This is a genomic window from Bacillus sp. S4 (genome assembly GCF_040838205.1).
Lineage (GTDB): Bacteria > Bacillota > Bacilli > Bacillales > Bacillaceae_G > Bacillus_A > Bacillus_A cereus_U.
On sequence record NZ_JBFPJI010000030.1, the window covers coordinates 1 to 23757 of the forward strand.

Genomic DNA, 23757 nt, shown 5'->3' on the forward strand with positions numbered 1-23757 from the left:
TGTACATATAGCGGATAAAGCCTTATGAAATCTATGCTTTTTCTTTAGTGGAATAAAGTATAATTATAAAAATATAACCAACTTTTATTACTAGGTCATAAAAGTTGTTGACAATATAGAAATTCTATTGTTATGATTCATCATGTGGAAAGGTTGATAGAGAGTAAAAAGAGAAATGTTTTTCATTGATAATAAAAGCGGAAAAATAAGTGACGATAGAGTGAGTATATTTTCCTTATGATAAATGCTTTTTGGATCACGTAGTAAAATCAATCTGGAAGCAAGAATTAATATATGCAAGTTGCGCAGGGCGCGGCATAAGAAAGGGGCAAAAGGATGAAGGAGCTTCATACGTTTGGGTGGTATGCAGCGCGTGTATCACCACATTTGCCGAAAAAAGCATTTAAACCAGTTCCTAATCGTTTATTTGGTGGACTGGCTTATTTACTTGTGGCATTGGCTGGTTTAATAACGATCGGTGTATTTGAATTGAATGTGTGGGCAAATCTAGGAATTGCAATTGTTCTTGGATTATGTTTTGCTTCACTTGGATTTTTAGGACATGAAATTTTACATGGAACAGTTGTAAGAAAGGCATGGCTTCGTGATTTTTTAGGTGCGATAGCATTTATGCCATTATCAACTGGCCCAAAACTTTGGAGAAAGTGGCATAATGCAACGCATCATGTTCACACACAGCATGAAGAGAATGATCCAGATGCATGGCCGACATTTGAGAAACTGAAAAAGAGTAAGTTTTTGAGTTGGGTATATCGCATGCCTCTTCATGTACGTTCATTCTTTAGTTTCCTGTCACTAACAATTCAATTTACGTTACATTCGACTCGAATGTTCTTTCATTTTATAAAAGAATTTAAGTCATCCAATCAAAAATCTGTATGGCTTCAACTTCTTTTGCCCTGGACAGTTTGGATTAGTTTATTGTTTATTATGGGACCTACAAAGTGGTTCTTTGCATACGTGATTCCGTTGTTAATTGCTAACTTTATTGTAATGGCGTATATCGCAACAAATCACCGCTTAAATCCAATTGTTCCAGTAAATGATCCGTTAGCAAACTGTTTATCAGTAACAGTACCGCGCTGGGTAGACGTTTTACATTTCAATTTCTCATACCATACAGAACATCATCTGTTTCCTGCTATGAGTTCTAAATACTATCCATTAGTAAAAGATAAAATTAAAGAAATGTGGCCGGAACGCTATCACGAAATGCCGATGACAAAAGCATTGGCAGCACTTTGGAATACACCACGTGTGTATTATCACGGAAGTGAATTAGTTGATCCGCATAGGGAGCATTTCTATGGTTCTTTAGGAAATGGATTGGATCCTCATAATATTTCATATCGTGAGGAACATATAGAGGAAAAAGAGACTATAAAAAAAGCAAATCAATAATAGATATATTTTACGATGAAAAAGCAAGCTCTCTTAGAGCTTGCTTTTTGTTATAAAGAAACTTCTTTCTTGTTCTTTGTCTTGACGTGGACAGAGTTATTTTCTTTCCGTTGTAGTCGTTTTTCTAGAAGACTAACAAAATAAGTAAATAGAAGAACTAGTGCGAGATAGTATAGACCAACGATTATGTATGTATCTAATTGTTGGAAGTTACCTGCGGCAATTGATAAACCGGATCCCCATAATTCGGACAATCCTACATAAGCAACGAGTGAAGAATCTTTTAATCCTATGATAAACTGATTCCCTAGAGGAGGAAGAGACAGACGAAATGCTTGTGGTAATATAATCCGGCGCATCGCTAAAGGGTAAGGCATACCTAAAGAGCGAGCAGCTTCTAATTGTCCCCGGTCAACGGATTGAATTGATCCGCGGAAAATTTCAGTAATATATGCACCGTTATGAATTGCTAAAGCAATTGCTCCTGCCCAAAAAGGGGTAAAAACAACAACGGATGTAATCCCAAAATAGAGAATGGCAATTTGAACAATTAAAGGTGTACCACGAATAATGGCGATGTATACATGAGCAATACTATTTAAAACCTTATTGTTAGAGATTCGAAAGAAAGCGACTAGTAATCCAATTAGTGAACCGAGTAATAGGGATGTTAATGTTAATTGTAATGTGACAATAGTAGCCTTTAAGAGTGTGGGATAGGTAGAGATAAAAATTTCAAACATATGTGTCACCTCATATTGTATGGATTTTAGTAGGGAATGAAATGCCCCACATACAAGGTGGGGCATAATTTATGAAATCTCTAAATGGCTAATTTACTTTGTTTTTGCCTCGTCTCCAAGAATATTACGCCCAAACCATTTCTTACTAATCTTTTCATACGTGCCGTCTTTAATGATTTCATCTAGCGCTTTATTTACCTTTTCGACCATGTCTTTATTGTCTTTATGAATAGCAATTCCCATTTCATCAAGGTTTAACGGTTTTCCAGCTTCTTTTATATTTGATTTACCTTCTTTAATCATACGAAGACCAACCATTTGATCAGTAATAACTGCGTCTACACGTCCTGGTTCTAAGTCCATAAGTGCAGTAATATCACTATCATATTCTGTAATTTGATCTGTATGTTTTGCAACAAGGGTTTTGAAAGTACTTGCTTTTACAACACCTATTTTTTTCCCTTTCAAGTCCTCTGGAGAAGAGATAGATGTATTCTTTTTAGCTACAAAAATTTGTGCACCAGAGCGATAATATGGATTTGAGAAATTCACGGCTTTTAATCGTTCTTCTGTAATTGCCATACTTCCTAATATCACATCATATTTTTTTGATTGTAGACCTTGAATCAATGTTTCCCAAGGATTTGTAACAGGAACAGGTTTCATTCCCATCTTTTTCCCGAGAGCTTCACCTATTTCTACATCAAAACCGACAAGTTTCCCGTCATTTTCTTTATAGTTAAAAGGTTTGTATAAACCACTCATCGCATAACGAAATTCTTTTTGACCATTAGATGAAGTGGTAGAGCTTTCCTTACTACAGGCTCCTAGTATGAAGGATGTACATAATGTAATACTCGCAACAATGGTTAATAGTTTTCTTTTCATAAAACCCCTCCTATATATTGATCATACGGATGGTTTTAAGTATGTTACTGAGATATTTTATTTGGACAATTAGTTGTGCACCGTATGAATGTATTTCTTTTCATTTGAAACAGAAGTTACATTATAAAACGTTGCGTAAAAATTGCTTTGCCCGTTCATGCGATGGAGCGGAAAAAAATTGCGCTGGTGAAGCATCCTCTACAATTTTCCCGTCATCCATAAAGATAACGCGATCAGCCACATCTCTTGCGAAATTCATTTCATGAGTAACAATAACCATGGTCATTCCTTCTTCAGCAAGTTCTTTCATAACTTGCAATACTTCTCCAACAAGTTCAGGGTCTAAGGCTGAGGTGGGTTCATCAAATAGCATAATTTTAGGATTCATAGCAAGAGCTCGCGCAATGGCAATGCGCTGTTTTTGACCACCTGACAGGAGGTGGGGAGTTACATCTGCTTTATCTTGTAGGCCGACTTTTTGCAAAAGTTGATTTCCAATCTCCTTTGCATTTGCTGTCTCCAATTTTTTTACGTGAATAGGTGCTTCTATGATGTTTTCTAGTGAGGTCATATGAGGAAATAGGTTAAAGTGCTGAAAAACCATACCGACATTTTCACGGACTTTGTTTAAATTTGAATGCTTTGGATCAATTCGCTCACCTTGTAAGTGAATTTCACCTTCATCGTACATTTCTAAAAAGTTAAGACAGCGAAGTAATGTACTTTTGCCGGAACCACTGGCGCCGATTAAAACAACAACTTCTTTTTCTTTTACTTCTAAATCAATTCCTTTTAAAACATCAAGTGAGCCGAATGATTTTACTAGATTTCGAACTTGAATCATACAAAACCCCCAGTCAAAAATATATTTTACAAATGTTGCCCCTTATTTCTGTTATTAGTCATAAATTGTCAGAATCCTTTATTTTTTTGACGGAATTTGATATTCAAGGGAATTATGATTTTTAAAATCTCTATATCTTTCTATAACGAAAATATGGATAATAATATATAGGTAGCACTTATATTGCTTATAAGAAGGGGGAAAGAAGAGATGGAAAAAGAAAGGAAGACATTTTCCTTTGGTTTACGTATACAGCTTATGCTATTTACTACAGTTTTAGCTTTAATTACATATTCAACAAGTTTATTTTTTATTTACGTTATATATGATTATTTTCAAAGTTATGTAAGTCAAACTGTTTATAATATTATCGTTATGTTATTAGGTGTAGTATGGTCTGGAATTTTAGCGTATGGGGCAGCAATATTTTTAATTAAACCACTTCGAAAGTTGGAAGAAGCAGCAAGGAAAGCGGCTGATGGTGATATTCGTGAAGATGTCCCGTTGCCAAAAGTAGATGATGAGATTAAATCTTTAAGTGTTGCATTTAATATGATGCTCGAGAACTTAAGAGGTATGGTAAAAAATATTGATACTACATTTTCGTATACAAATAATCAAGTTCAGCAAATTAGAAAACAAACAGGGGAAGCGACAAAGCAAGCACGCGGTGTGTCTGAAACTCTTGCAGAGATTTCTTCTGGCGCCGAGCAATCAGCAGCTTCCATTCAGGCGATTGTTTCAACTGTCGATACAACAACCTCTATTGCGAGTGAAGTAGAAGAAAAAGCAAAAAAGTCCGACGAGTTGTCTTTAGAAATGGTTCAAGCTTTAGGACAAAGTACACGTGTCTTTACTTCTTTAATTCAAGGCATTCAAACATTGGCAAAAGAGAATGAAGATTCGATGCAAAATGTACAGAAGTTAGAAGAACGAATGAAACAAGTAGAACATATTGTTTCTGTTGTGAGTGAGATTGCTAGTCAAACGAATTTATTAGCATTAAATGCTTCTATTGAGGCAGCTCGTGCTGGAGAGCATGGAAGGGGCTTTGCAGTTGTAGCTGAAGAAGTACGTAAACTTGCTGATGAAAGTGATCATTCTGCCAGAAATATATCGCAATTATTACGGAATATGCAGGAAGAAGTGCAACAAGTCGCATTGAAAATGACGGAGCAAGTGAAAACAGCTAAAGAAGAGGCAAAACGAGGAGAAGCTACTGAATTAATTTTAAAAGAAATGTCATCGAGTATTATGGAAGTTGCCGATGCAACTAAGCAAATTAGTAGCTATATGAACGAACAAGTGAGTCACATACATCAAACAGGAGCACAGACGAAGGCTGTAGCAGCAATTGCTGAGGAAACATCAGCTGGTTCACAAGAAGTGGCACGTGTGACTCTCCAACAGTCTAAAAATATGGTAATAATTGATCGATTATTAAAGGATTTAGAGAAGCAAGCAGCTGATTTGAAACAAACAATTGAACGATTTTCAATGTAAAAAGGAAGAACAGAATTCTGTTCTTCCTTTTTACGTATGGGAAGGAGGAATGCTTTGTTGAAAACGAAAAACATTACAAGGGTCATATGCTGTCTTCACTTTACGCAACCTTTGAAAATTAGAGCCATAATAACTAGTTTGCCAATTTTTTATGTCGATATCGGGCCAATTGACATAGTCTCCCAGTGTGTAAGGATCTAAGCTTTCCCGTAAATCTTTAACCCAGCGTATATTTCGGTTTTCTTCATCGTTGCATTTCCAAGAAGTAATATATTCTTGAGCAATAATTGCCTTGCGGTGGAAATAAGCTGTTTCATTCGAAGAAATATTTTCCACAGCACCTACGAGTGATTGGTGCCAAATACTCGCATCTTTATTTGGTGCATGAGAAAGAAAATGTTGCATGATTTGAATGCCTTTAAGGGGAATCGTTTTATATACATAGGAACCAGAGCGCTTAAATTTTTCAGGGATATTACCACTATTAAAGAATTGAACAGCCTTTATATAAGGAACTTCATCTATAAAGAGAGAGTGGTTACCAGTTTCAAGAAGAGGAGATAATAGAGGATAGAGTTCAGAGGGAGAGCCAACAAATTCACCTTTAACCTCGATTTTATTTCGTTGTTTGGAGAATAATTCAATTGATGAAGTGAGACGTTCATCTATATAAGGTGCCCAGTTTTGCCAAGCTTGAAATGCAGCAATAAAGTCTTCCCATTCCCATGTAAGCGAGAAAATTGAGACGTTTTTTATAGGATGGACTCGAAAAGTTAAGGAAGTAACAATCCCGAAATTCCCACCCCCACCGCCGCGGCATGCCCAAAACAGGCTAGAGTTTTCTCGTTCATTTGCGCGAATGATTTTTGCACCAAATTTTCCGCACGCTTGTACCATTTCGACTTCTACTAATTGATCACATGTTAGTCCAAATAAGCGTGAAAGCATGCCAATGCCACCGCCGAGTGTTAACCCCACAATTCCGACACTTGCACTTGTGCCAGCTGGTATTGTAACACTATATTTCCAAAGTTCTTTATAAACAGTTCCGAGATTTGCACCAGCTTCGATTGTTGCTGTTAATTTCCTTGTACTAACCGTAATTTGCTTCATTTCACTCACATCAATAATAAGCCCGCCATTTAAAAGAGAGAAGTTTTCGTAGCTATGACGTCCACTTCTTAAGCGAAATGGTATATGACGCTCACGTGCCCATTTTAAGGCGTTACACACATCATTTTTATTTTGACAAAAAACAATAATACAAGGGAATTTTGGAATGCTTAAATTTAAATTTATTCGGGCTATGTCATACTCAGGATCCGAGGGAACGACGATACGACCAGTTAATTTTGTTTGTTTCAATTTATATCTCCTTTCTGAAATAATATGAGCTTGTATTAGTATATGAAGAGTATATTTAACACGCATGGAAGAGAAGAGGAGAAGGATTAGATTTATCCCGTTATTTGCCGAGCTGTAAGACAATCCGGCTGAAGCAAGAAGATAGGGCTGCTCGTAAAAGTCCGATTGGTAAGGGCTAATAATCAGTGGGGGATGGACAGCCCACACTGATTAAAGTTCCACTTTATCTTTGTGAGAAATAAATAAAGCATAAGAATCAGGAATCTACATAGAGTTCAATGAAAACAGTTGCAAACTATTCATATTTTGTTATGATAGTGTTACGAAAACGTTTGCATAAAAAATCCGATGGGATGCAAAAGGAGAGAATTAGTATGAATAAGACATGGTGGAAAGAAGCTGTCGCTTATCAAATTTATCCACGTAGCTTTATGGATTCAAATGGTGATGGTATTGGAGATTTACAAGGTATTATTGCAAAACTGGATTATTTAAAAGATTTAGGTATAGATGTAATTTGGATTTGTCCAATGTATAAATCACCTAATGACGATAATGGTTATGATATTAGTGACTATCAAGATATTATGGATGAATTTGGTACGATGGAAGACTTTGATGCATTACTAGATGAAGTTCATAAGCGTGATATGAAGCTTATTATTGATTTAGTTATTAATCATACAAGTGATGAACATCCGTGGTTTATTGAGTCACGTTCTTCTAAAGACAATCCGAAACGTGATTGGTATATTTGGCATGATGGTAAAGACAGCGCGGAACCAAACAATTGGGAAAGTATCTTTAATGGTTCTACATGGGAATATGATGAAGTGACAGAGCAATATTATTTACATTTATTCTCGCGTAAACAACCAGATTTAAACTGGGAGAATAAAGAAGTTCGTGAAGTTTTATATGATACTGTTAATTGGTGGCTTGATAAAGGTATTGATGGTTTCCGCGTTGATGCGATTAGCCACATAAAAAAAGAAGATGGTTTACAGGATATGCCAAACCCAAAAGGGTTAAAGTATGTGCCTTCTTTTGACAAACATATGAATGTAGATGGTATTCAGCCATTACTAGAAGAATTAAAAGAAAATACATTTGCTAAATACGATATTATGACTGTTGGAGAAGCAAATGGTGTGAAAGTTGAAGATGCTGATCTTTGGGTTGGAGAAGAGAACGGTAAATTCAATATGGTATTCCAGTTTGAGCATTTAAGCTTATGGGATGCAGAAAAGAAGAAAGATCTTGACGTTGTTGAGTTGAAAAAAGTATTAACAAAGTGGCAAAAAGGTTTAGAAAATAAGGGATGGAATGCTTTATACATTGAAAATCATGATAAGCCACGTATTGTGTCTACTTGGGGAAATGATAAAGAATATTGGCGTGAAAGTGCAACGGCTTTAGGTGCGATGTATTTCTTTATGCACGGCACACCGTTTATTTATCAAGGACAAGAAATTGGTATGACAAATGTTCAGTTCCCAAATATTGAAGATTATGATGATGTAGCAGTTAAAAATTTATATCGTGAGAAAATTGCAGAAGGAGTATCGCATCAAGATATGATGGAAATTATATGGGCTTCTTGCCGCGATAATTCACGTACACCTATGCAGTGGAGTGCTGAAAGTAATGCTGGCTTTACAACGGGAACACCTTGGTTTGGCATGAATCCAAATTATGAAGAAATTAATGTTGAAAAGCAGAAAAATGAAGAGGGATCTATTTTCAATTTCTATAAAAAAATGATTGCCTTGAAAAAAGAGAACGATGTATTAAATTATGGTACGTATGATTTACTTTTAGAAGATAATCCGCAAATTTACGCATATACTCGTACATTAAACGATGAAAAAATTATTGTTATTAGTAATATCTCGAAAGAGGAAGCAGTGTATAATGAGGAGAAATTTGCACTAGAACGCAAACGTTTGCTTTTAAATAACTATAAAGTTTCCGATCATGATCAATTAACTACAATCACGTTAAAACCTTATGAAACAAGGGTTTATCGCATTTCATAATAAAAAAGGATGCTCTTGGAGCATCTTTTTTTATGAAAAAAAATAAATTTCTATTGCAATGTGAAAACGCTTTTATTAAAATAGATTTATGAAAACGGTTGCGTAACAAAAAAAGAAGGAATCGTTTTCATAAGAGAAACAGAAATTATAATTTAAATCATTATGTTGTTATAAATAAAGGGGAGGAAGAACAGATGAAAATTACGTCTTTTGATTTTTGGCAAAAGTTCGGGAAAGCATTGTTAGTTGTTGTAGCTGTAATGCCGGCAGCGGGCTTAATGATTTCGATCGGTAAGTTAATTGGGATGTCTGCTGGGGATATTAACGCAGTTCATACAATTGCTCGAGTAATGGAAGACATCGGTTGGGCAATTATTACAAACCTACACATTTTATTCGCAGTAGCAATTGGGGGATCTTGGGCGAAGGATCGCGCAGGTGGTGCATTTGCAGCACTGTTAGCATTCGTCTTAACAAACAGAATTACAGGAGCTATTTTTGGCGTAAACGCTCAAATGTTAGCGGATTCAAAAGCGACAGTTTCTTCATCATTAGCAGGAGATTTACTTGTAAAAGATTACTTTACTTCTGTACTTGGTGCACCAGCATTAAACATGGGAGTTTTCGTAGGGATTATCACAGGTTTCCTAGGAGCTACTTTATATAACAAATACTATAACTATAATAAACTGCCACAGGCATTAGCATTCTTTAATGGAAAACGATTCGTGCCATTCGTTGTAATTGTATGGTCTACAGTTACTGCGATTGTATTATCACTTGTATGGCCATTTATCCAAAGTGGATTAAATGAATTTGGTCGCTGGATTGCAGCATCTAAAGACAGTGCACCAATTGTTGCACCGTTTGTATACGGAACGTTAGAACGTTTATTATTACCGTTTGGATTACATCATATGTTAACGATTCCGATGAACTACACAGAGCTAGGCGGAACATATACGATGTTAACTGGTTCAAAAGTTGGACAAGTTGTAGCAGGACAAGACCCATTATGGCTTGCATGGATTACAGATTTAAATAACTTATTAGCAAATGGAGATACGAAAGCATATAACGATTTATTAAATAACGTTGTACCAGCTCGTTTCAAAGCTGGACAAGTTATCGGCTCAACAGCAGCGTTAATGGGGATTGCATTTGCGATGTTCCGTAATGTTGATAAGGAAAAACGTGCAAAATATAAACCAATGTTCTTATCAGCTGCATTAGCAGTATTCTTAACAGGTGTAACAGAACCAATTGAATTCATGTTCATGTTTATTGCGCCAGTATTATATGTTGTGTATGCAATTACAACAGGACTTGCATTCGCATTAGTAGATTTAATTGATTTACGTGTTCATGCATTTGGATTTATTGAGTTAATTACACGTACACCAATGATGGTCAATGCAGGATTAACAAGAGATTTAATTAACTTTGTCATTGTTTCATTAGTGTTCTTCGGTCTTAACTTTACGTTATTCAATTTCTTAATTAAAAAATTCAATTTACCAACACCAGGACGTGCAGGTAACTATATTGATAATGAAGATGAGTCATCAGAAGGAACAGGAAATGTACAAGATGGTTCATTAGCAACAAAAGTTATTGATTTATTGGGCGGAAAAGATAATATTGCTGACGTAGATGCTTGTATGACACGTTTACGTATAACAGTAAAAGATTTAGATGTTGTTGCACCAGAAGCACAATGGAAACAAAATGGTGCTTTAGGACTTATTGTTAAAGATAAAGGTGTACAAGCCGTATATGGCCCGAAAGCTGACGTATTAAAGTCAGACATTCAAGATATGTTAGGTGCGTAATAATATGAAATTGCTAACTTTAAATTGTCACTCTTGGCAAGAAGAGAATCAAATTGAAAAAATAAAGTATCTTGCTAAAGCAATTCAAGAAGAAGATTATGATGTGATCGCATTACAAGAAGTAAGTCAGTCTATACAAGCTGAAAATGTATGCGGTAACAAGAAAAAAGATAATTTTGGACTTTTACTGCTAGAAGAGTTAAGAGCATTAAACGTAAAAGAATACAATATTATTTGGGATTCCTCTCATATTGGATATGATGTGTACGAAGAAGGATTAGCAATTATAACAAAGCACAACATTGTAAAGGAAGATACGTTCTTTGTCTCAAAAAATAAGGATACAACGTATTGGAAAACACGCAAAATTGTAAGTGCAACAATTGCTTATAATGATAAGAATATAACGTTTTATTCTTGCCATCTCGGTTGGTGGAATGATGAAGAAGAATCATTCAAAGACCAAGTTGATCGTTTAATGGAGCGTGTAAATAGCAATGAACTTTTCTTCTTAATGGGTGATTTTAATAACAATGCTCGTTTGGAAGGAGAGGGTTATGAGTATACGATGCAAAAAGGTTTATATGACACATATGAACTAGCGATAGAGAAGGATGAAGGAACAACTGTCCAAGGAGAGATTGCTGGTTGGGATGAAAATAAACAGAAATTACGAATCGACCTAATATTAAGCAATCAAAGTAAAACAGTTAATTCTTCAAAAGTCATTTTTAATGGAACAAATCGAAATGTAATTTCTGATCATTTCGGTGTAGAAGTACAATTAGATATATAATAGAAGAAACCCTCACAGATAATGAAAAGCTGGGAGGGTTTTTTGATAAATACAAGTATTCCCAAGAGAAAATACTTGTATTTTTTATGACATTTCCTATATATTTGTTATTATTGAATGTAAAACTAATTTGGTCATTTTGTATGCATACTTTTTTAACTTCGTTATATAATGAAGTAAGTGAAATATTTAATGGGAAAAATAGTATGTTTTCGTTTAATCCACGATGTAGAAAGTGATATAATTGCAAAATGCATGTATCATTTTCTAAAGAAAGAAAAATATATAATTAGGTGATTGCTTATATGAAACAGATTTGGCGTATTTATAAGACAGATTTACGGAATGTAGCCAAACATTGGGCTGCAATTGTTATTGTTTTAGGGTTAATGATTTTACCATCGTTATATGCATGGTTTAACATTAAAGCTTCTTGGGATCCTTACGGAAATACGAAAGGAATCCAGATTGCAGTTTCTAACCAAGATGTTGGATCAAATTTAAGAGGAAAAGATATTAACATCGGGGAAGAAATTGTAGATTCACTTAAGAAGGACAAAAATTTCGGGTGGAAGTTTGTTGATGAAAAGCAAGCAATTTATGGAGTAGAGCGTGGAGATTATTCCGCAAGTATTACTATTCCAAAAGATTTTTCTGAAAAGATTGCAACAGTCTTGAATGAAAATCCACAGAAACCGGAAATTGATTACTATGTAAATGAAAAGGTGAATGCCATTGCACCGAAGATTACAGCTAAAGGTGCATCGGGTCTTACAGAAGAGGTTAGTAAAAACTTTGTTAAAACAGCAAACGGTGAGATTTTTAAAATCTTCAATGACCTTGGAATCGATTTAGAAACTAACTTACCGAGTATTGAAAAGGTCAAAGATCTTGTATTTAAGTTAGAAGCACAGTTCCCAGAAATGAATACACTTGTGGATAAAGCATTAGATGATGCGACGCGAGCGGAAGACATTGTGAAAGTAGCGCAAAAAGATTTACCTGTTGTAGAGAGTGTAATAAATGATGGACAGGAAGCATTGGCAAATTTAGATAAGTTCTTTGCGAATCAAGATCAAACATTGAAAAATGCTCCAGGTACGATAAGAAATGATTTAGTAGTAGCCCAAGGTGTTATGGATAGTGCAGCTGCATTTACTGACTTTTTAATGAATCCGGGTGTGGATTTAGCCATTCCTGATTTGTCTGGAATGAATGGATTGCCTGAATTCCCAGCGAGACCGGACCTTTCTAAGTTGAATAGTGATGGTTATAAAAATATAGCGCAAAATATTAATCAAACAGTCAATAATGTTTTAAGTTCATCCCGTGCAGGAACAGCTTATGCACAAAGTGTTATGGATGGATTGCAAAATGGAAGCGTGGATCCAGAGATAGCTAAGAAAAATATTTCGACTATATCTAATAATCTTCAAACGCACATTGACAATCTTTCTTATGTAATTGATGTTATGGCTCGTTTAGAGCAAGGGGCTCAAACTGAGTTTGGGCAAAATTTCTTTAAAACAAGAAAAGAGCATTTAACGGATATTAAGAATGGACAACAAGATTTAAATAATCGCTTTAAACGTTTAAACGATTTAATTAGCACAGGTCAAGAAGTAAAACAAGATGTGCGAGATGGAATCAATCAGAAATTAAATGAAACAAATGCTTTAATCGATCGAGCTGAAAAAGATTATAATGAAACATTTGTAGCAGATTATCAAAAAGCAGTTAGTACAGTAGATCAAGCTAAAGTTGATGCAAATGCAGCATATGATAATGCAAAAGCAGATTATGATAAAGCGAAAAATGGTCTTGAAGGTGCTAAAGCAGATTTACAAAAAGCAAAAGAAGATATACAAAATAAAGGTGTTAACGGTTTAGATTCAACAAAAGTAGCTTTAAATAGCTTAAATGGTCAATTCCAATCTGGCATTGGTTTAATTGACGATATGATTCCAGTTCTAGAAAGCACAAATAAGGTTTTAGCAGATGTGAATAGTGATAAAAACCTTAATAATGGAATTGCAAAGTTAAATAAAGCGAAAAGTAGTTTACAAAAAGGTGTAGATGCAACGAATAAGGGAATTACACTTATTAATAATGGGCAGAAGCCTACAAAAGATGTAATTGAAAGTATTAACAATGCAGCAAAAGGTGGATCAGCTCAATTAGCAGATGTATTATCGACGTATGATGCAGAAATTGTACCAGGCTTCAACACAGCAATTGCTCGTACAAAAGAGATGTCTAAAAATACAACTCAAATTTTAAATGATGCAGACAAAAAGCTTCCAGATGTTAAGAAGTTACTAGAAGACTCATCAAAAGGCTTAGTAGATGGTCAAAAGAAAATTGCAGATATTAAAGCTGAAATGCCAGCTACTGAGAAAAAGATTAAAGAATTAGCAAATAAAATTCGTGATTTTGAATCAGAAGAGGATATAAAAGACATCATACGCTTATTGAAAAATGATGTTGAAAAGCAAAGTGATTACTTTGCAAATCCAGTAAATTTAAAAGAGAATAAATTATTTGCGATGCCGAACTACGGTTCAGCAATGTCACCATTCTATACAGTGCTTGCATTATGGGTAGGCGCACTATTAATGGTTTCATTATTAACGGTAGAAGTACACGAAGAGGGCGCGAATTATAAGAGCCATGAAGTTTACTTCGGACGTTTATTAACATTCTTAACGATAGGTCTTTCACAGGCGTTTATCGTATCGATGGGGGATATGTTCTTACTCGGTACGTACGTAGTCGATAAATTCTGGTTTGTGTTATTTAGTTTATTTATTGGGGGAGTATTTGTTTGTATCGTGTACTCACTCGTTTCTATTTTCGGAAACGTTGGGAAATCGATGGCAATTATTTTACTGGTACTGCAAGTAGCAGGATCGGGCGGCACGTTCCCAATTCAAATGACACCACCGTTCTTCCAAGCACTGTATCCGTTCTTACCATTCACATATGCTATTAGTGCAATTCGTGAAACAGTAGGTGGAATGCTTTGGGATATAGTAACTAGAGATTTACTTGTGTTAAGTGCTTTCGTAGTAATCATGGTTGTGGCTGCATTATTACTGAAAAAACCAATTAACAAATCAAGTGAAAAGTTTGTTGAGAACGCAAAAGGAAGTAAAATTATTCATTAAAAACAAAAGGTTCCTACCGATAGTGGTAGGAACCTTTTTGTTTAATCAAATTTTAATTTCTTTAATGCTTCTGCGAATGGATTGTTTAATGGTTCTTCTTCTTCTTTGTTCTGTTGTTTCATATATTTTTGGACGTCACGTTTATCAGCTTTGTTTCCAGATTCTTTTTTACGTCTATCTTGGAACGTAGAAAGTTTCTCGCGATAGCCACATTTACATGCGAAAATTTGGCCTGCTCCTTCACCACGAAGTTCGAGTTTCTTTTTACACTGAGGGCAGCGTGCGTTTGTTGTACGAGATACATTTTTACGGTGACCACATTCGCGATCTTGGCATACAAGCATTTTACCTTTTTTACCGTTTACTTCTAACATTGGTTTACCACAGTCTGGACAAGACTTCGTTGAAATGTTGTCGTGCTTATATTTTTTATCGCTTGATTTAATTTCAGTAACAATTTCCTTCGTATAGTTCTTCATTTCTGAAATGAATACTTCTTTCTTTAATTTTCCTTTAGCGATAGCTTCTAACTTTTGCTCCCATTCACCAGTTAGTGTAGGAGATTTCAGTTCTTCTGGCACTAAATCAAGTAACTGACGGCCTTTTGAAGTAATATGAATATCTTTACCACGTTTTTCAAGCAAGAACGAATTGAATAACTTGTCGATAATATCAGCTCGTGTAGCTACAGTACCTAATCCACCAGTTGACTTTAACGTGTCAGCAAGTTGTTTGTTTTGCGTATCCATGTATTTTGTTGGGTTTTCCATCGCTGAAAGTAATGTTGCTTCATTAAAGCGTGCAGGTGCTTTTGTTTGACCTGATGTTTGGACAATTAGTTTTATGTTTAATGTATCGCCTTTTTCGATGCGAGGTAAGATTTGTTCTTTTACATCATCGATTGTATCATCATCTTCAAATCGATTTTCATAAACCTCTTTCCAACCAGCATGTAAAATCGTTTTTCCTCGTGCGATGAACGTTTCGTCACCAATTTTCGTGCGCAATGTTAGTTGCTCATATTCAAAGGCCGGGAATAAAACAGCTAAGAAACGTTTTACAACTAAGTCATAAATTTTACGTTCTTTATCTGTGAAAGCTGAGAAGTTTACATAGCTCTCTGTTGGAATAATTGCGTGATGATCGCTTACTTTGCTATCATCAACAAATGATTTATTAGATTTTACAGGTTTCTGCAATACTTTATGTGCTAAAGGACGGTATTCTCCAACTCCGCAAGCCTTCAGACGCTCAGGAAGTGTTCCGACAATATCAGATGAAATATAGCGTGAATCTGTACGAGGGTACGTTAAAACTTTATGCTGTTCATATAATTTTTGCATAATGTTTAATGTTTCTTTCGCAGAGTAACCAAATATTTTATTCGCATCACGTTGTAGTTCAGTTAAATCGTAAAGACCAGGAGCGAACGATTTCTTTTGTTTTTTATCAATTTCTACAACATTAGCATTTTGCTTACTAATTTTGTTCACGATTGCATCAGTTTTTTCTTTATTAAAGCTACGGCTATTTCCTTTTGTATCTTGCCAAGTTAGCTTTAATCTCTCAGCTGTTTGAGCTTCGATACCATAGTAAGTTTGAGCTTTGAAATGTTTGATTTCATCTTCACGGCTTGCAATCATGGCTACAGTAGGTGTTTGGACACGACCACAATTTAGTTGGGCATTAAAGCGAGTAGTTAATGCTCGAGTCGCATTAAGCCCGATATACCAGTCAGCCTCTGAACGTGCGACAGCCGAAGCGTATAGATTGTCATATGCTTTTCCAGGTTTTAAATTTGCGAAGCCATCTTTAATTGCTTTATCGGTAACCGATGAAATCCATAAACGTTTAATCGGTTTCTGCATTTTAACTTTATCGATAATCCAGCGTGCGACTAATTCGCCTTCACGACCAGCATCTGTCGCGATAATAATTTCATTTACATCTTTTCTAAGTAGCTGACTCTTTACAGCGTTAAACTGTTTCCCAGTTTGTTTAATAACTGTTAGTTTTAAACGCTCAGGTAGCATTGGTAAATCTTCTAAATCCCACTTTTTATATTTCACATCATAGCTTTCTGGATCAGCTAATGTAACGAGATGACCTAAAGCCCAAGTAACAATATATTTACTACCTTCAAGATAGCCGTTTCCTTTTTTATCGCATTTCAGTACACGTGCGATATCACGTGCAACAGAAGGTTTTTCAGCAATTACAATACTTTTTGCCATATTTAAAAACATCCTTTCAAATTTCCATACGTTAAATATAGCATACATCTTTGTTCTATTCAGTTTTGCTGAAGGTTTGAACTATTTATGATGAAATATAAAAGAATTTGAAAAAATCGCTCCAACAATTTATGTAGAACAAGATACAAAAGATTACATGAAATCATTTAAAGAAAACACAGAAATGTTAGCAAAAATCTTCGGTAAAGAAGATGCAGCGAAAAAAGAAATTGCAGCAGTTGAAAAAGATGTGAAAGCATTAAATGAAAAAGCTACGAAAAGCGATAAAAAAGGTTTAGTTATTTTAGTGAACGATGGTCAAGTAAGTGCATACGGACCTCAATCTCGCTTCGGCATTATTCATGATGTGTTTGGTGTAACACCTGTTGATCCAGAAATTAAAGCAGATACACATGGTAATAAATTTTCATTTGAGTACATTCTTGAGAAGAACCCTGATTACTTATTTGTAATTGATAGAGGTGTAGTAGCTGGTGGTAAATCTTCTGCTAAACAAGTTGTTGAAAATGAACTTGTAAGTAAAACAAACGCTGTGAAAAACAATAACGTAGTTTATCTTGATGCAAACTACTGGTACTTATCTGCTGGCGGACTTGAGTCTGTATCAGCAATGGTGAAAGAAGTATCAAAAGGTTTAAAATAATAATGTAAAAGAGTGATAGGCTGAACTTCCTATCACTCTTTTATGTGAAAAGGTAAAGAACTTGTTATTTTACTAGAATAAGAGTAGACTCTGAAGTAGATGAATAAGAAACACATGGGAGTTTGTGGATGCAAACTGAGAGTATGGCTAACCCGTCATTGACCATTTGAACCTGTTGGATAATGCCAGCGTAGGGAGAGTGTAAAAGCACATGTTCAGACACTTTGCGTACGCAAAGTGTCTTTTTGTGTATCTCCCATCATTAAAGTTAGGAGATGAAAAGAATGAATGTACAAGAAATTAGTAAAGTCGTGGAATTGATGAGAGAGTCTAATCCACTCGTGCATAATATTACAAATGTTGTTGTAACAAATTTTACAGCAAACGGTTTGTTAGCATTAGGAGCATCGCCTGTAATGGCGTATGCAAAAGAAGAAGTAGCAGAAATGGCTAGCATTGCGGACGCGCTTGTTTTAAATATGGGGACACTTCGTTCTGAAGAGGTAGAAGCAATGCTCATTGCTGGGAAATCAGCAAATAAACATCATGTACCAGTATTATTTGACCCAGTTGGGGCAGGAGCAACTTCTTATCGAACAGAAGTGGCGAGACATATTCCAGCTGAAATAGATTTAGCGATAATCCGCGGAAATGCAGCTGAAATTGCTAATGTTATTAATGAGAAATGGGAAATTAAAGGTGTAGACGCTGGTACAGGAAATGGTAATGTTGTAAATATTGCAAAACAGGCAGCGGATGAATTAAATACAGTTGCGGTAATTACTAGAGAAGAAGATGTTGTTACAGATGGAGAGCGAACTATTCTTATTCGAAATGGCCATCCTATTTTAACGAAAGTTACCGGGACAGGCTGCTTATTAACTTCTGTAATAGGAGCATTTGCAGCGGTTGAAAAAAATTATATGAAGGCAGCGGTCGCGGCTTTAACGTTTTATGGAGTAGCAGCAGAAATAGCGGCTTCGAAAACTGTAGAGAATGGACCAGGAAGCTTCCAAATTGAATTTTTAAATCAGTTGGCGAATACGACTTCAGATGATATTGAGAAGTATGGGAAGATTGAGGTTATACAGTAAGGAGGGGAACTAGATGTCGCGTATTACAATGGATGAAATGTCTAGGTTATTACCAGTATATTTTATTATGGGAAGTAACAATTGTACGAAGGAGCCACTACAAGTATTGAGAGATGCACTAGAAGGTGGTATAACAATTTTTCAATTTCGTGAAAAGGGAGAAGGAGCTTTAACGGGAGAGAAACGTATTGATTTTGCGAAAGAACTACAAGCGCTTTGCAAGGAGTATGGTGTACCATTCATCGTAAATGATGATGTAGAACTAGCCCTCGAGTTAGATGCAGATGGCGTGCATGTTGGACAAGATGATGAAGGAATTACATCTGTTCGTAAAAAAATGGGAGATAAAATTATTGGAGTATCTACACATACAATTGAAGAAGCACGCTGGGCGATTGAAAATGGAGCCGATTATTTAGGAGTTGGTCCAATTTTCCCGACGAGCACGAAAAAAGATACGAAAGCGGTTCAAGGAACGAAAGGTCTAAAGTATTTTAGGGAACAAGAGATTACAATACCGATCGTTGGGATTGGTGGGATTACAATTGAAAATACGGCTTCAGTTATAGACGCGGGTGCAGAAGGTGTTTCAGTTATTTCAGCGATTAGCTTAGCGGAATCTGCGTATGAAAGTACGAAGAAATTAGCTGAGGAAGTAAATAAGAGTTTGTAGAGTCGCAAAATGAGTTGCTTCGTTTATCCCGCTATTTGCGGGATAATAATCAGTGGGGGATGAACAAAACCCCCACTGATTAAAGTTTCACTTTATTTAAACAAACGTTTGATTAAAAAAGCACAAACCCTTTTAAATTGTAGGTTTGTGCTTTTATTTAAAACATAATTGAAATTAAGAGCATTCCAATTCCGATAGAAGTAAAGGTTGCGATCAGGCCAGGAATCATAAAGCTATGATTTAAAACATATTTGCCAATTCCTGTTGTACCAGTGCGATCAAAATTAATTGCAGCAACGATTGTCCCGTAATTTGGAATGAAGAAGTATCCATTTACTGCAGGGAACATTGCAATAAGTAATGCTGGCGGAATACCAAGTGATAGTCCAAGTGGCACTAAAGCACGAACTGTTGCTGCTTGGCTATACAGTAAAATAGATAGAATGAATAGTGCGATAGCAAATAACCATGGTGCACTTGTCACTAAGTGTTGAATTGACCCTTGAATTATATTTAAGTTTCCGTTGAAGAAAGTATCTCCCATCCAAGCGATACCAAAAATAGCAACAACTGCTGTTGCGCCTGCTTTAAAGACGTTACCAGTTACAATGCTTTCCACATTTGGTTTACAGAAAATAATAATAAGAGCAGCAATGGTTAACATGACCATTTCAATTGTGTTTGGCATTGACAGACGAACTAATTTCCCATCAACCATCCATCCTGGACGAAGTGTTTCAAATGAACCGAGAAGTACAACAAGGAAAGTTGCGACTAGGAAAAGAATAACTGATAATTTCGCGCCTTTTGAACCTGCAAATTCTTTTTTCTCTTCAAGTTTAGGGATCATTCCCTCTTTTAATCGCTTCAAGTATTCAGGGTCTTCATTTAATTCTTTTCCCATTTTACTAGCAACGAATGCAGCTACCATACAAGCGATGAAAGTAGAAGGGATACTGACTTTTAAAATATCTAACAAGGTGATTTTATAGTCGGCTAACATTGCTAAAAGTGCAACTGTTGCAGCCGATATTGGACTAGCTGTAATTGCCTGCTGGGAAGCGATAACGGCAATTGACATTGGTCGTTCAGGTCTAATTCCTGATTCGCGAGATACTTCGGCGATAACGGGAAGTACAGAATAAGCGACATGACCAGTTCCCGCACATAGTGTGAATAAATAAGTAACAATAGGAGCAAAAAATGTAATGCGCTTTGGATTTTTTCGTAATGCTTTCTCAGCAAGGTGGACAAGATAATCCATTCCTCCAGCAGCTTGCAAAGCACCGGCAGCTGTAATTACTGCTAAAATCATAAGCATTACATCAATAGGAGGAGCTGTAGGTTGTAAGTGGAAGACGAAAACAAGTATTGCCATACCAACTCCACCCATTACTCCTAGACCAACTCCACCTAAGCGTGCGCCAATAAAAATGCAGAGTAGTAAAGTAAGAAATTGTAGCCAAAACATGATAAACTACCTCCGGAATTCATAAGTTAAGATATGTTCGAATAGTTTAATTTGAATGAAAATTAAATGAGTAATCGAAATAATCCTTGAATTGTGTACGTTTTTTATTATATAACACAAAAAAAGTAACATTCACGCATTTTGTTAAATTATTTCGAAAAAATGATACATTAAAACTTTATATTTACATCTATAAATAAGTGGACAATTTAATTTTTATGTTGTAATCTTTGATAGAGAATATTTTGATTCTCATAGAACTCCCATATCGTTCAACTCGTTCAGCGAGAAAGGCAAACTTATGGAAACATTAGGGCGCAAAACTATAGGGGCTAAGGTCGAGAGGCTAAGCTAGCCAGTTACCGGACGGATAGGGTTGGTCTTGACCAATGCTTTTTCATTGGTCTTTTTTTTTTTTGGTTTATATTTGAGAATGGTTATCAATTAAAGGATGTGTTTTGAAATTATTATTTTGTATTAACTGAATTAAGGAAGGTAATGTGAATGAAAAAATATTGGCATAAGCTATCGTTTCTTCAAAAGAATGTATTGTTAACTGTACTCGTTATTTTAACGCTTGTTGGTAGTATGGGGGCGTTAAGTTTTAATATGTTTCAAAATAGTATGATGTCTATATTTGAAAGACAGTCTATTGAAACGGGAGATACGGTATTACATAAATTAGAGGCAGAAGTAGTAAGAGATGTCGCGAAAAACCCGACGGCACAAAAAGAAAAAAGAGCTAAATTAACAGAGCAGTTAGATGAAGTTACAAAAGAATTGAAAAGTGTTGGACAAACGTATGTTGTTGGAGCAAAAACAAATGCAAAAGGTGAGCTTCAAGTAGTTGGTTTGGCTACAGAATTAGCGAATGCTGTTCAAGTAAAACCAGGAGACTATTATGAACAACCAGTTCGTTGGATGAAGGCATACGATAAAGTAATGGCCACGAAAAAAGCACAAATGACGGAAATATATGAAGATGAACTGGGATCATGGGTAACAATATTAGAGCCAATTACAGATGGAGAAGAAAATATTGTTGCAATTGTTGCAGCTGATTTAGATGCGTCTATTGTTCCTAGTACAAAGAAGAAATTTATTATGCAAGGTTTAATGTTTATTTGTATTTCAGTTTTAATTGCGACTTTTATTCAATTCTTGATTGTACGTAATTCACTTGCTCCATTACAAGATTTACGTGAAGGATTACGTAAAGTGGGTGAAGGAGATTTAAGTATTGAATTAGTGGAAAGACAAGATGATATCGGTATTATTAATTCGTATTTTAATAACACAATTGAGAAGTTTAAAGGAATTATAGATAAAGTGAAGCAGACGGCAGAACAGGTTTCTTCATCTTCGCAAGAATTGTCAGCAAGTACAGAGGAGAATAGTATGGCAGTTCAAGAGATTGCGGGTTCTATTGTAGGATTAAGAGCTAGTGCTCAGTCGCAAGAAACTTCTGTACAACAATGTTTATGGATTGTACATGAAATGGAACATAAGATGGAAGAAATAACAGGGGCTGCGAAACAAGTTGCCACTACTTCAGAAGGTATGGAGCAACATTCGGTTGAGGGTAATGGAGTTATTGAACAAATTATTAATCAAATGAGTTCAATTCAAAAAGCAGTACAAGATTTATCTTCTATCATTTATTCGTTGGAAACAAGATCAAAACAAATAAGTGATATTGTAACTGTAATTACAGGTATTTCAAATCAAACGAATTTATTAGCTTTAAATGCTTCCATTGAAGCTTCACGTGCTGGGGCAGCTGGAAGAGGGTTTGCCGTTGTTGCTGATGAAGTGCGTAAATTAGCAGAACAAACAGAAGCATCAGCAAAAGATATAGCTAAATTAATAGGGGAAACACAGGCTGAAGCAGAAGATGCTGTAGTTTCAATGCAGAAAGGTTCAAAAGAGGTAGAGTCTGGAATTACACTTGTTCAAAGTAGCGGTTCATTCTTCGAGAAAATTTCAAAATCAGCACAATCTGTTACAAATCAAGTTAGAGCCGTTTCTAGCAATTCAAGTGATATTCTGCAAAATAGCCAAAATATTGTACAAGTTGTAAATGAGCTATCTCATATTGCAAATACATATGCAAACAGTAGTAGTAACGTTGAAGAGAGTATGAAGGAGCAAGAAATGTCTGTGCAAGATATAGCAGAATTAGCTACTTCTTTAAGTTGGCTTTCACAGGAGTTACAAGAGTTGATTGGAGAATTTAAAAGTTAATAAAAAATATAAGGTGTAGATATAATCTGCACCTTTCTTTATTTAATTAATAGTATAATATATAAATTTAAGGATGTTGGAAGTGAAACTTTAATCAGTGGGTGATGAACACCCCCACTGATTAAAGTTTCACTTTATTTTATGGAGAGCGAGAGGATTCAGTATGAGTATTTTCTTAAAACGTTCATATGTGGAGAGATATGAACAATTTTCGCAACAAAATTATGAACCACTTATGATACCGAAGGATTTTCAAGTAAACGAATATAAGCAGATGAAAATTAAGGATATACAAGCGATCGAACATAGTAAGTTAGATATAATAGTCGCTACTTTTGTATGGTTACATCATGTTAGTAATGAAAAATGTATAGTGATTCCTCATTATATGGAACAGAGTAGTTATCCGTTATGTATTACGATTTCAGAGGAACTTTCTTATGAAGAGCTAAAAGTAGAAATTAATGATCAAATTGTGCAGTTAGAAAACATGGAAGAAGTACAAAAGGTATTATTACAATATGATGAGGGAAACCTGCAGTTACAGTAGGAAAAGAGAATAGAAATAGTCAGTTGAACTTTATTGAAGTAAAGAATAATTGCTTTGAGGTTTCTTATAATAAAATGCAATTGGAAGAAAAAACAGCGACTCGTTATATAGAGCAAATTGAGTATGTATTACAGCAAGGAATTACAAACGAGAAGCAATGTATTGTAGCTATGGATATTATTCCAGAAGAAGAGTTAGCAATATATAAAGAGATAAATCATATAGAAG

General features: G+C 35.4%; 16 protein-coding genes, 2 pseudogenes and 2 riboswitches. Of the genes and pseudogenes, 12 read left to right on the forward strand and 6 right to left on the reverse strand.

Annotation, left to right across the window (positions count from 1 at the left end; translation table 11 throughout):
• Positions 1-336: 336 nt before the first annotated feature.
• Complete coding sequence (desB, locus tag AB3X48_RS06340; RefSeq protein ID WP_088098661.1) at positions 337-1422, forward strand: Delta(10) desaturase DesB; 1086 nt, start codon at positions 337-339, stop codon at positions 1420-1422.
• Positions 1423-1472: 50 nt separating this feature from the next.
• On the opposite strand, the gene AB3X48_RS06345 is transcribed toward desB, so the two are convergent.
• The 3 genes from AB3X48_RS06345 to AB3X48_RS06355 form a co-directional block, all read right to left on the reverse strand.
• Positions 1473-2165 (reverse strand): amino acid ABC transporter permease, encoded by a 693-nt coding sequence (locus AB3X48_RS06345; protein WP_070169811.1) that lies wholly within the window; start codon positions 2163-2165, stop codon positions 1473-1475.
• A 93-nt stretch (positions 2166-2258) separates the two neighbouring features.
• Positions 2259-3053, reverse strand: coding sequence for an ABC transporter substrate-binding protein (locus AB3X48_RS06350; RefSeq protein ID WP_070138681.1), 795 nt, complete (start codon positions 3051-3053; stop codon positions 2259-2261).
• A gap of 121 nt (positions 3054-3174) precedes the next feature.
• Positions 3175-3897, reverse strand: a complete 723-nt coding sequence (locus AB3X48_RS06355; RefSeq protein ID WP_002113623.1) for an amino acid ABC transporter ATP-binding protein — start codon at positions 3895-3897, stop codon at positions 3175-3177.
• Between the two features lie 375 nt (positions 3898-4272).
• Here AB3X48_RS06355 and AB3X48_RS22060 point away from each other — a divergent pair.
• Both AB3X48_RS22060 and AB3X48_RS06360 read left to right on the forward strand, forming a co-directional pair.
• A pseudogene (locus AB3X48_RS22060) lies at positions 4273-4458 on the forward strand (HAMP domain-containing protein); the annotation flags it as partial.
• Positions 4459-4473: 15 nt separating this feature from the next.
• Positions 4474-5400: a methyl-accepting chemotaxis protein gene (locus AB3X48_RS06360; RefSeq protein ID WP_423747629.1), complete on the forward strand. Its 927-nt coding sequence runs from the start codon at positions 4474-4476 to the stop codon at positions 5398-5400.
• A 30-nt stretch (positions 5401-5430) separates the two neighbouring features.
• Here the strand turns inward: AB3X48_RS06360 and AB3X48_RS06365 are convergent, their stop codons facing one another.
• A complete protein-coding gene (locus tag AB3X48_RS06365; RefSeq protein ID WP_088098663.1) occupies positions 5431-6765 on the reverse strand; it encodes an FAD-binding oxidoreductase in 1335 nt (444 codons plus the stop codon).
• A gap of 374 nt (positions 6766-7139) precedes the next feature.
• Here AB3X48_RS06365 and AB3X48_RS06370 point away from each other — a divergent pair, with 374 nt between their 5' ends.
• The 4 genes from AB3X48_RS06370 (at position 7140) to AB3X48_RS06385 (ending at position 14599) form a co-directional block, all read left to right on the forward strand.
• Positions 7140-8804, forward strand: a complete 1665-nt coding sequence (locus tag AB3X48_RS06370) for a glycoside hydrolase family 13 protein (RefSeq protein WP_088098664.1) — start codon at positions 7140-7142, stop codon at positions 8802-8804.
• 194 nt (positions 8805-8998) lie between these two features.
• Complete coding sequence (locus tag AB3X48_RS06375) at positions 8999-10636, forward strand: PTS transporter subunit IIBC (RefSeq protein WP_016103422.1); 1638 nt, start codon at positions 8999-9001, stop codon at positions 10634-10636.
• A gap of 4 nt (positions 10637-10640) precedes the next feature.
• Positions 10641-11432: an endonuclease/exonuclease/phosphatase family protein gene (locus AB3X48_RS06380; protein ID WP_016103423.1), complete on the forward strand. Its 792-nt coding sequence runs from the start codon at positions 10641-10643 to the stop codon at positions 11430-11432.
• Between the two features lie 305 nt (positions 11433-11737).
• Positions 11738-14599, forward strand: coding sequence for a YhgE/Pip domain-containing protein (locus AB3X48_RS06385; protein ID WP_367959086.1), 2862 nt, complete (start codon positions 11738-11740; stop codon positions 14597-14599).
• 41 nt (positions 14600-14640) lie between these two features.
• On the opposite strand, the gene topB is transcribed toward AB3X48_RS06385, so the two are convergent.
• On the reverse strand, positions 14641-16833 hold the full coding sequence (gene topB, locus AB3X48_RS06390; RefSeq protein ID WP_016103425.1) for a DNA topoisomerase III: 2193 nt from the start codon (positions 16831-16833) through the stop codon (positions 14641-14643).
• Between the two features lie 100 nt (positions 16834-16933).
• On the opposite strand from topB, the pseudogene AB3X48_RS06395 reads away from it, so the two are divergent.
• The 3 genes and pseudogenes from AB3X48_RS06395 to thiE form a co-directional block, all read left to right on the forward strand.
• Positions 16934-17497 (forward strand): annotated as a pseudogene (locus AB3X48_RS06395) (siderophore ABC transporter substrate-binding protein); the annotation flags it as partial.
• Positions 17498-17601: 104 nt separating this feature from the next.
• Positions 17602-17711, forward strand: a riboswitch (TPP riboswitch).
• A 70-nt stretch (positions 17712-17781) separates the two neighbouring features.
• A complete protein-coding gene (gene thiM, locus AB3X48_RS06400; RefSeq protein ID WP_256416098.1) occupies positions 17782-18591 on the forward strand; it encodes a hydroxyethylthiazole kinase in 810 nt (269 codons plus the stop codon).
• A gap of 13 nt (positions 18592-18604) precedes the next feature.
• Positions 18605-19264: a thiamine phosphate synthase gene (gene thiE, locus AB3X48_RS06405; RefSeq protein WP_088098668.1), complete on the forward strand. Its 660-nt coding sequence runs from the start codon at positions 18605-18607 to the stop codon at positions 19262-19264.
• A gap of 157 nt (positions 19265-19421) precedes the next feature.
• Here thiE and AB3X48_RS06410 read toward each other — a convergent pair whose 3' ends face one another.
• Positions 19422-20735, reverse strand: a complete 1314-nt coding sequence (locus AB3X48_RS06410; protein WP_193656450.1) for an anaerobic C4-dicarboxylate transporter family protein — start codon at positions 20733-20735, stop codon at positions 19422-19424.
• A gap of 282 nt (positions 20736-21017) precedes the next feature.
• A riboswitch (cyclic di-GMP riboswitch) is annotated at positions 21018-21102 on the forward strand.
• Between the two features lie 137 nt (positions 21103-21239).
• On the opposite strand from AB3X48_RS06410, the gene AB3X48_RS06415 reads away from it, so the two are divergent.
• Complete coding sequence (locus AB3X48_RS06415; protein ID WP_016103430.1) at positions 21240-22979, forward strand: methyl-accepting chemotaxis protein; 1740 nt, start codon at positions 21240-21242, stop codon at positions 22977-22979.
• A 163-nt stretch (positions 22980-23142) separates the two neighbouring features.
• Entirely contained in the window at positions 23143-23529 is a 387-nt protein-coding gene (locus AB3X48_RS06420) for a hypothetical protein (RefSeq protein WP_367959090.1), read from the forward strand.
• Positions 23530-23757 lie beyond the last annotated feature (228 nt).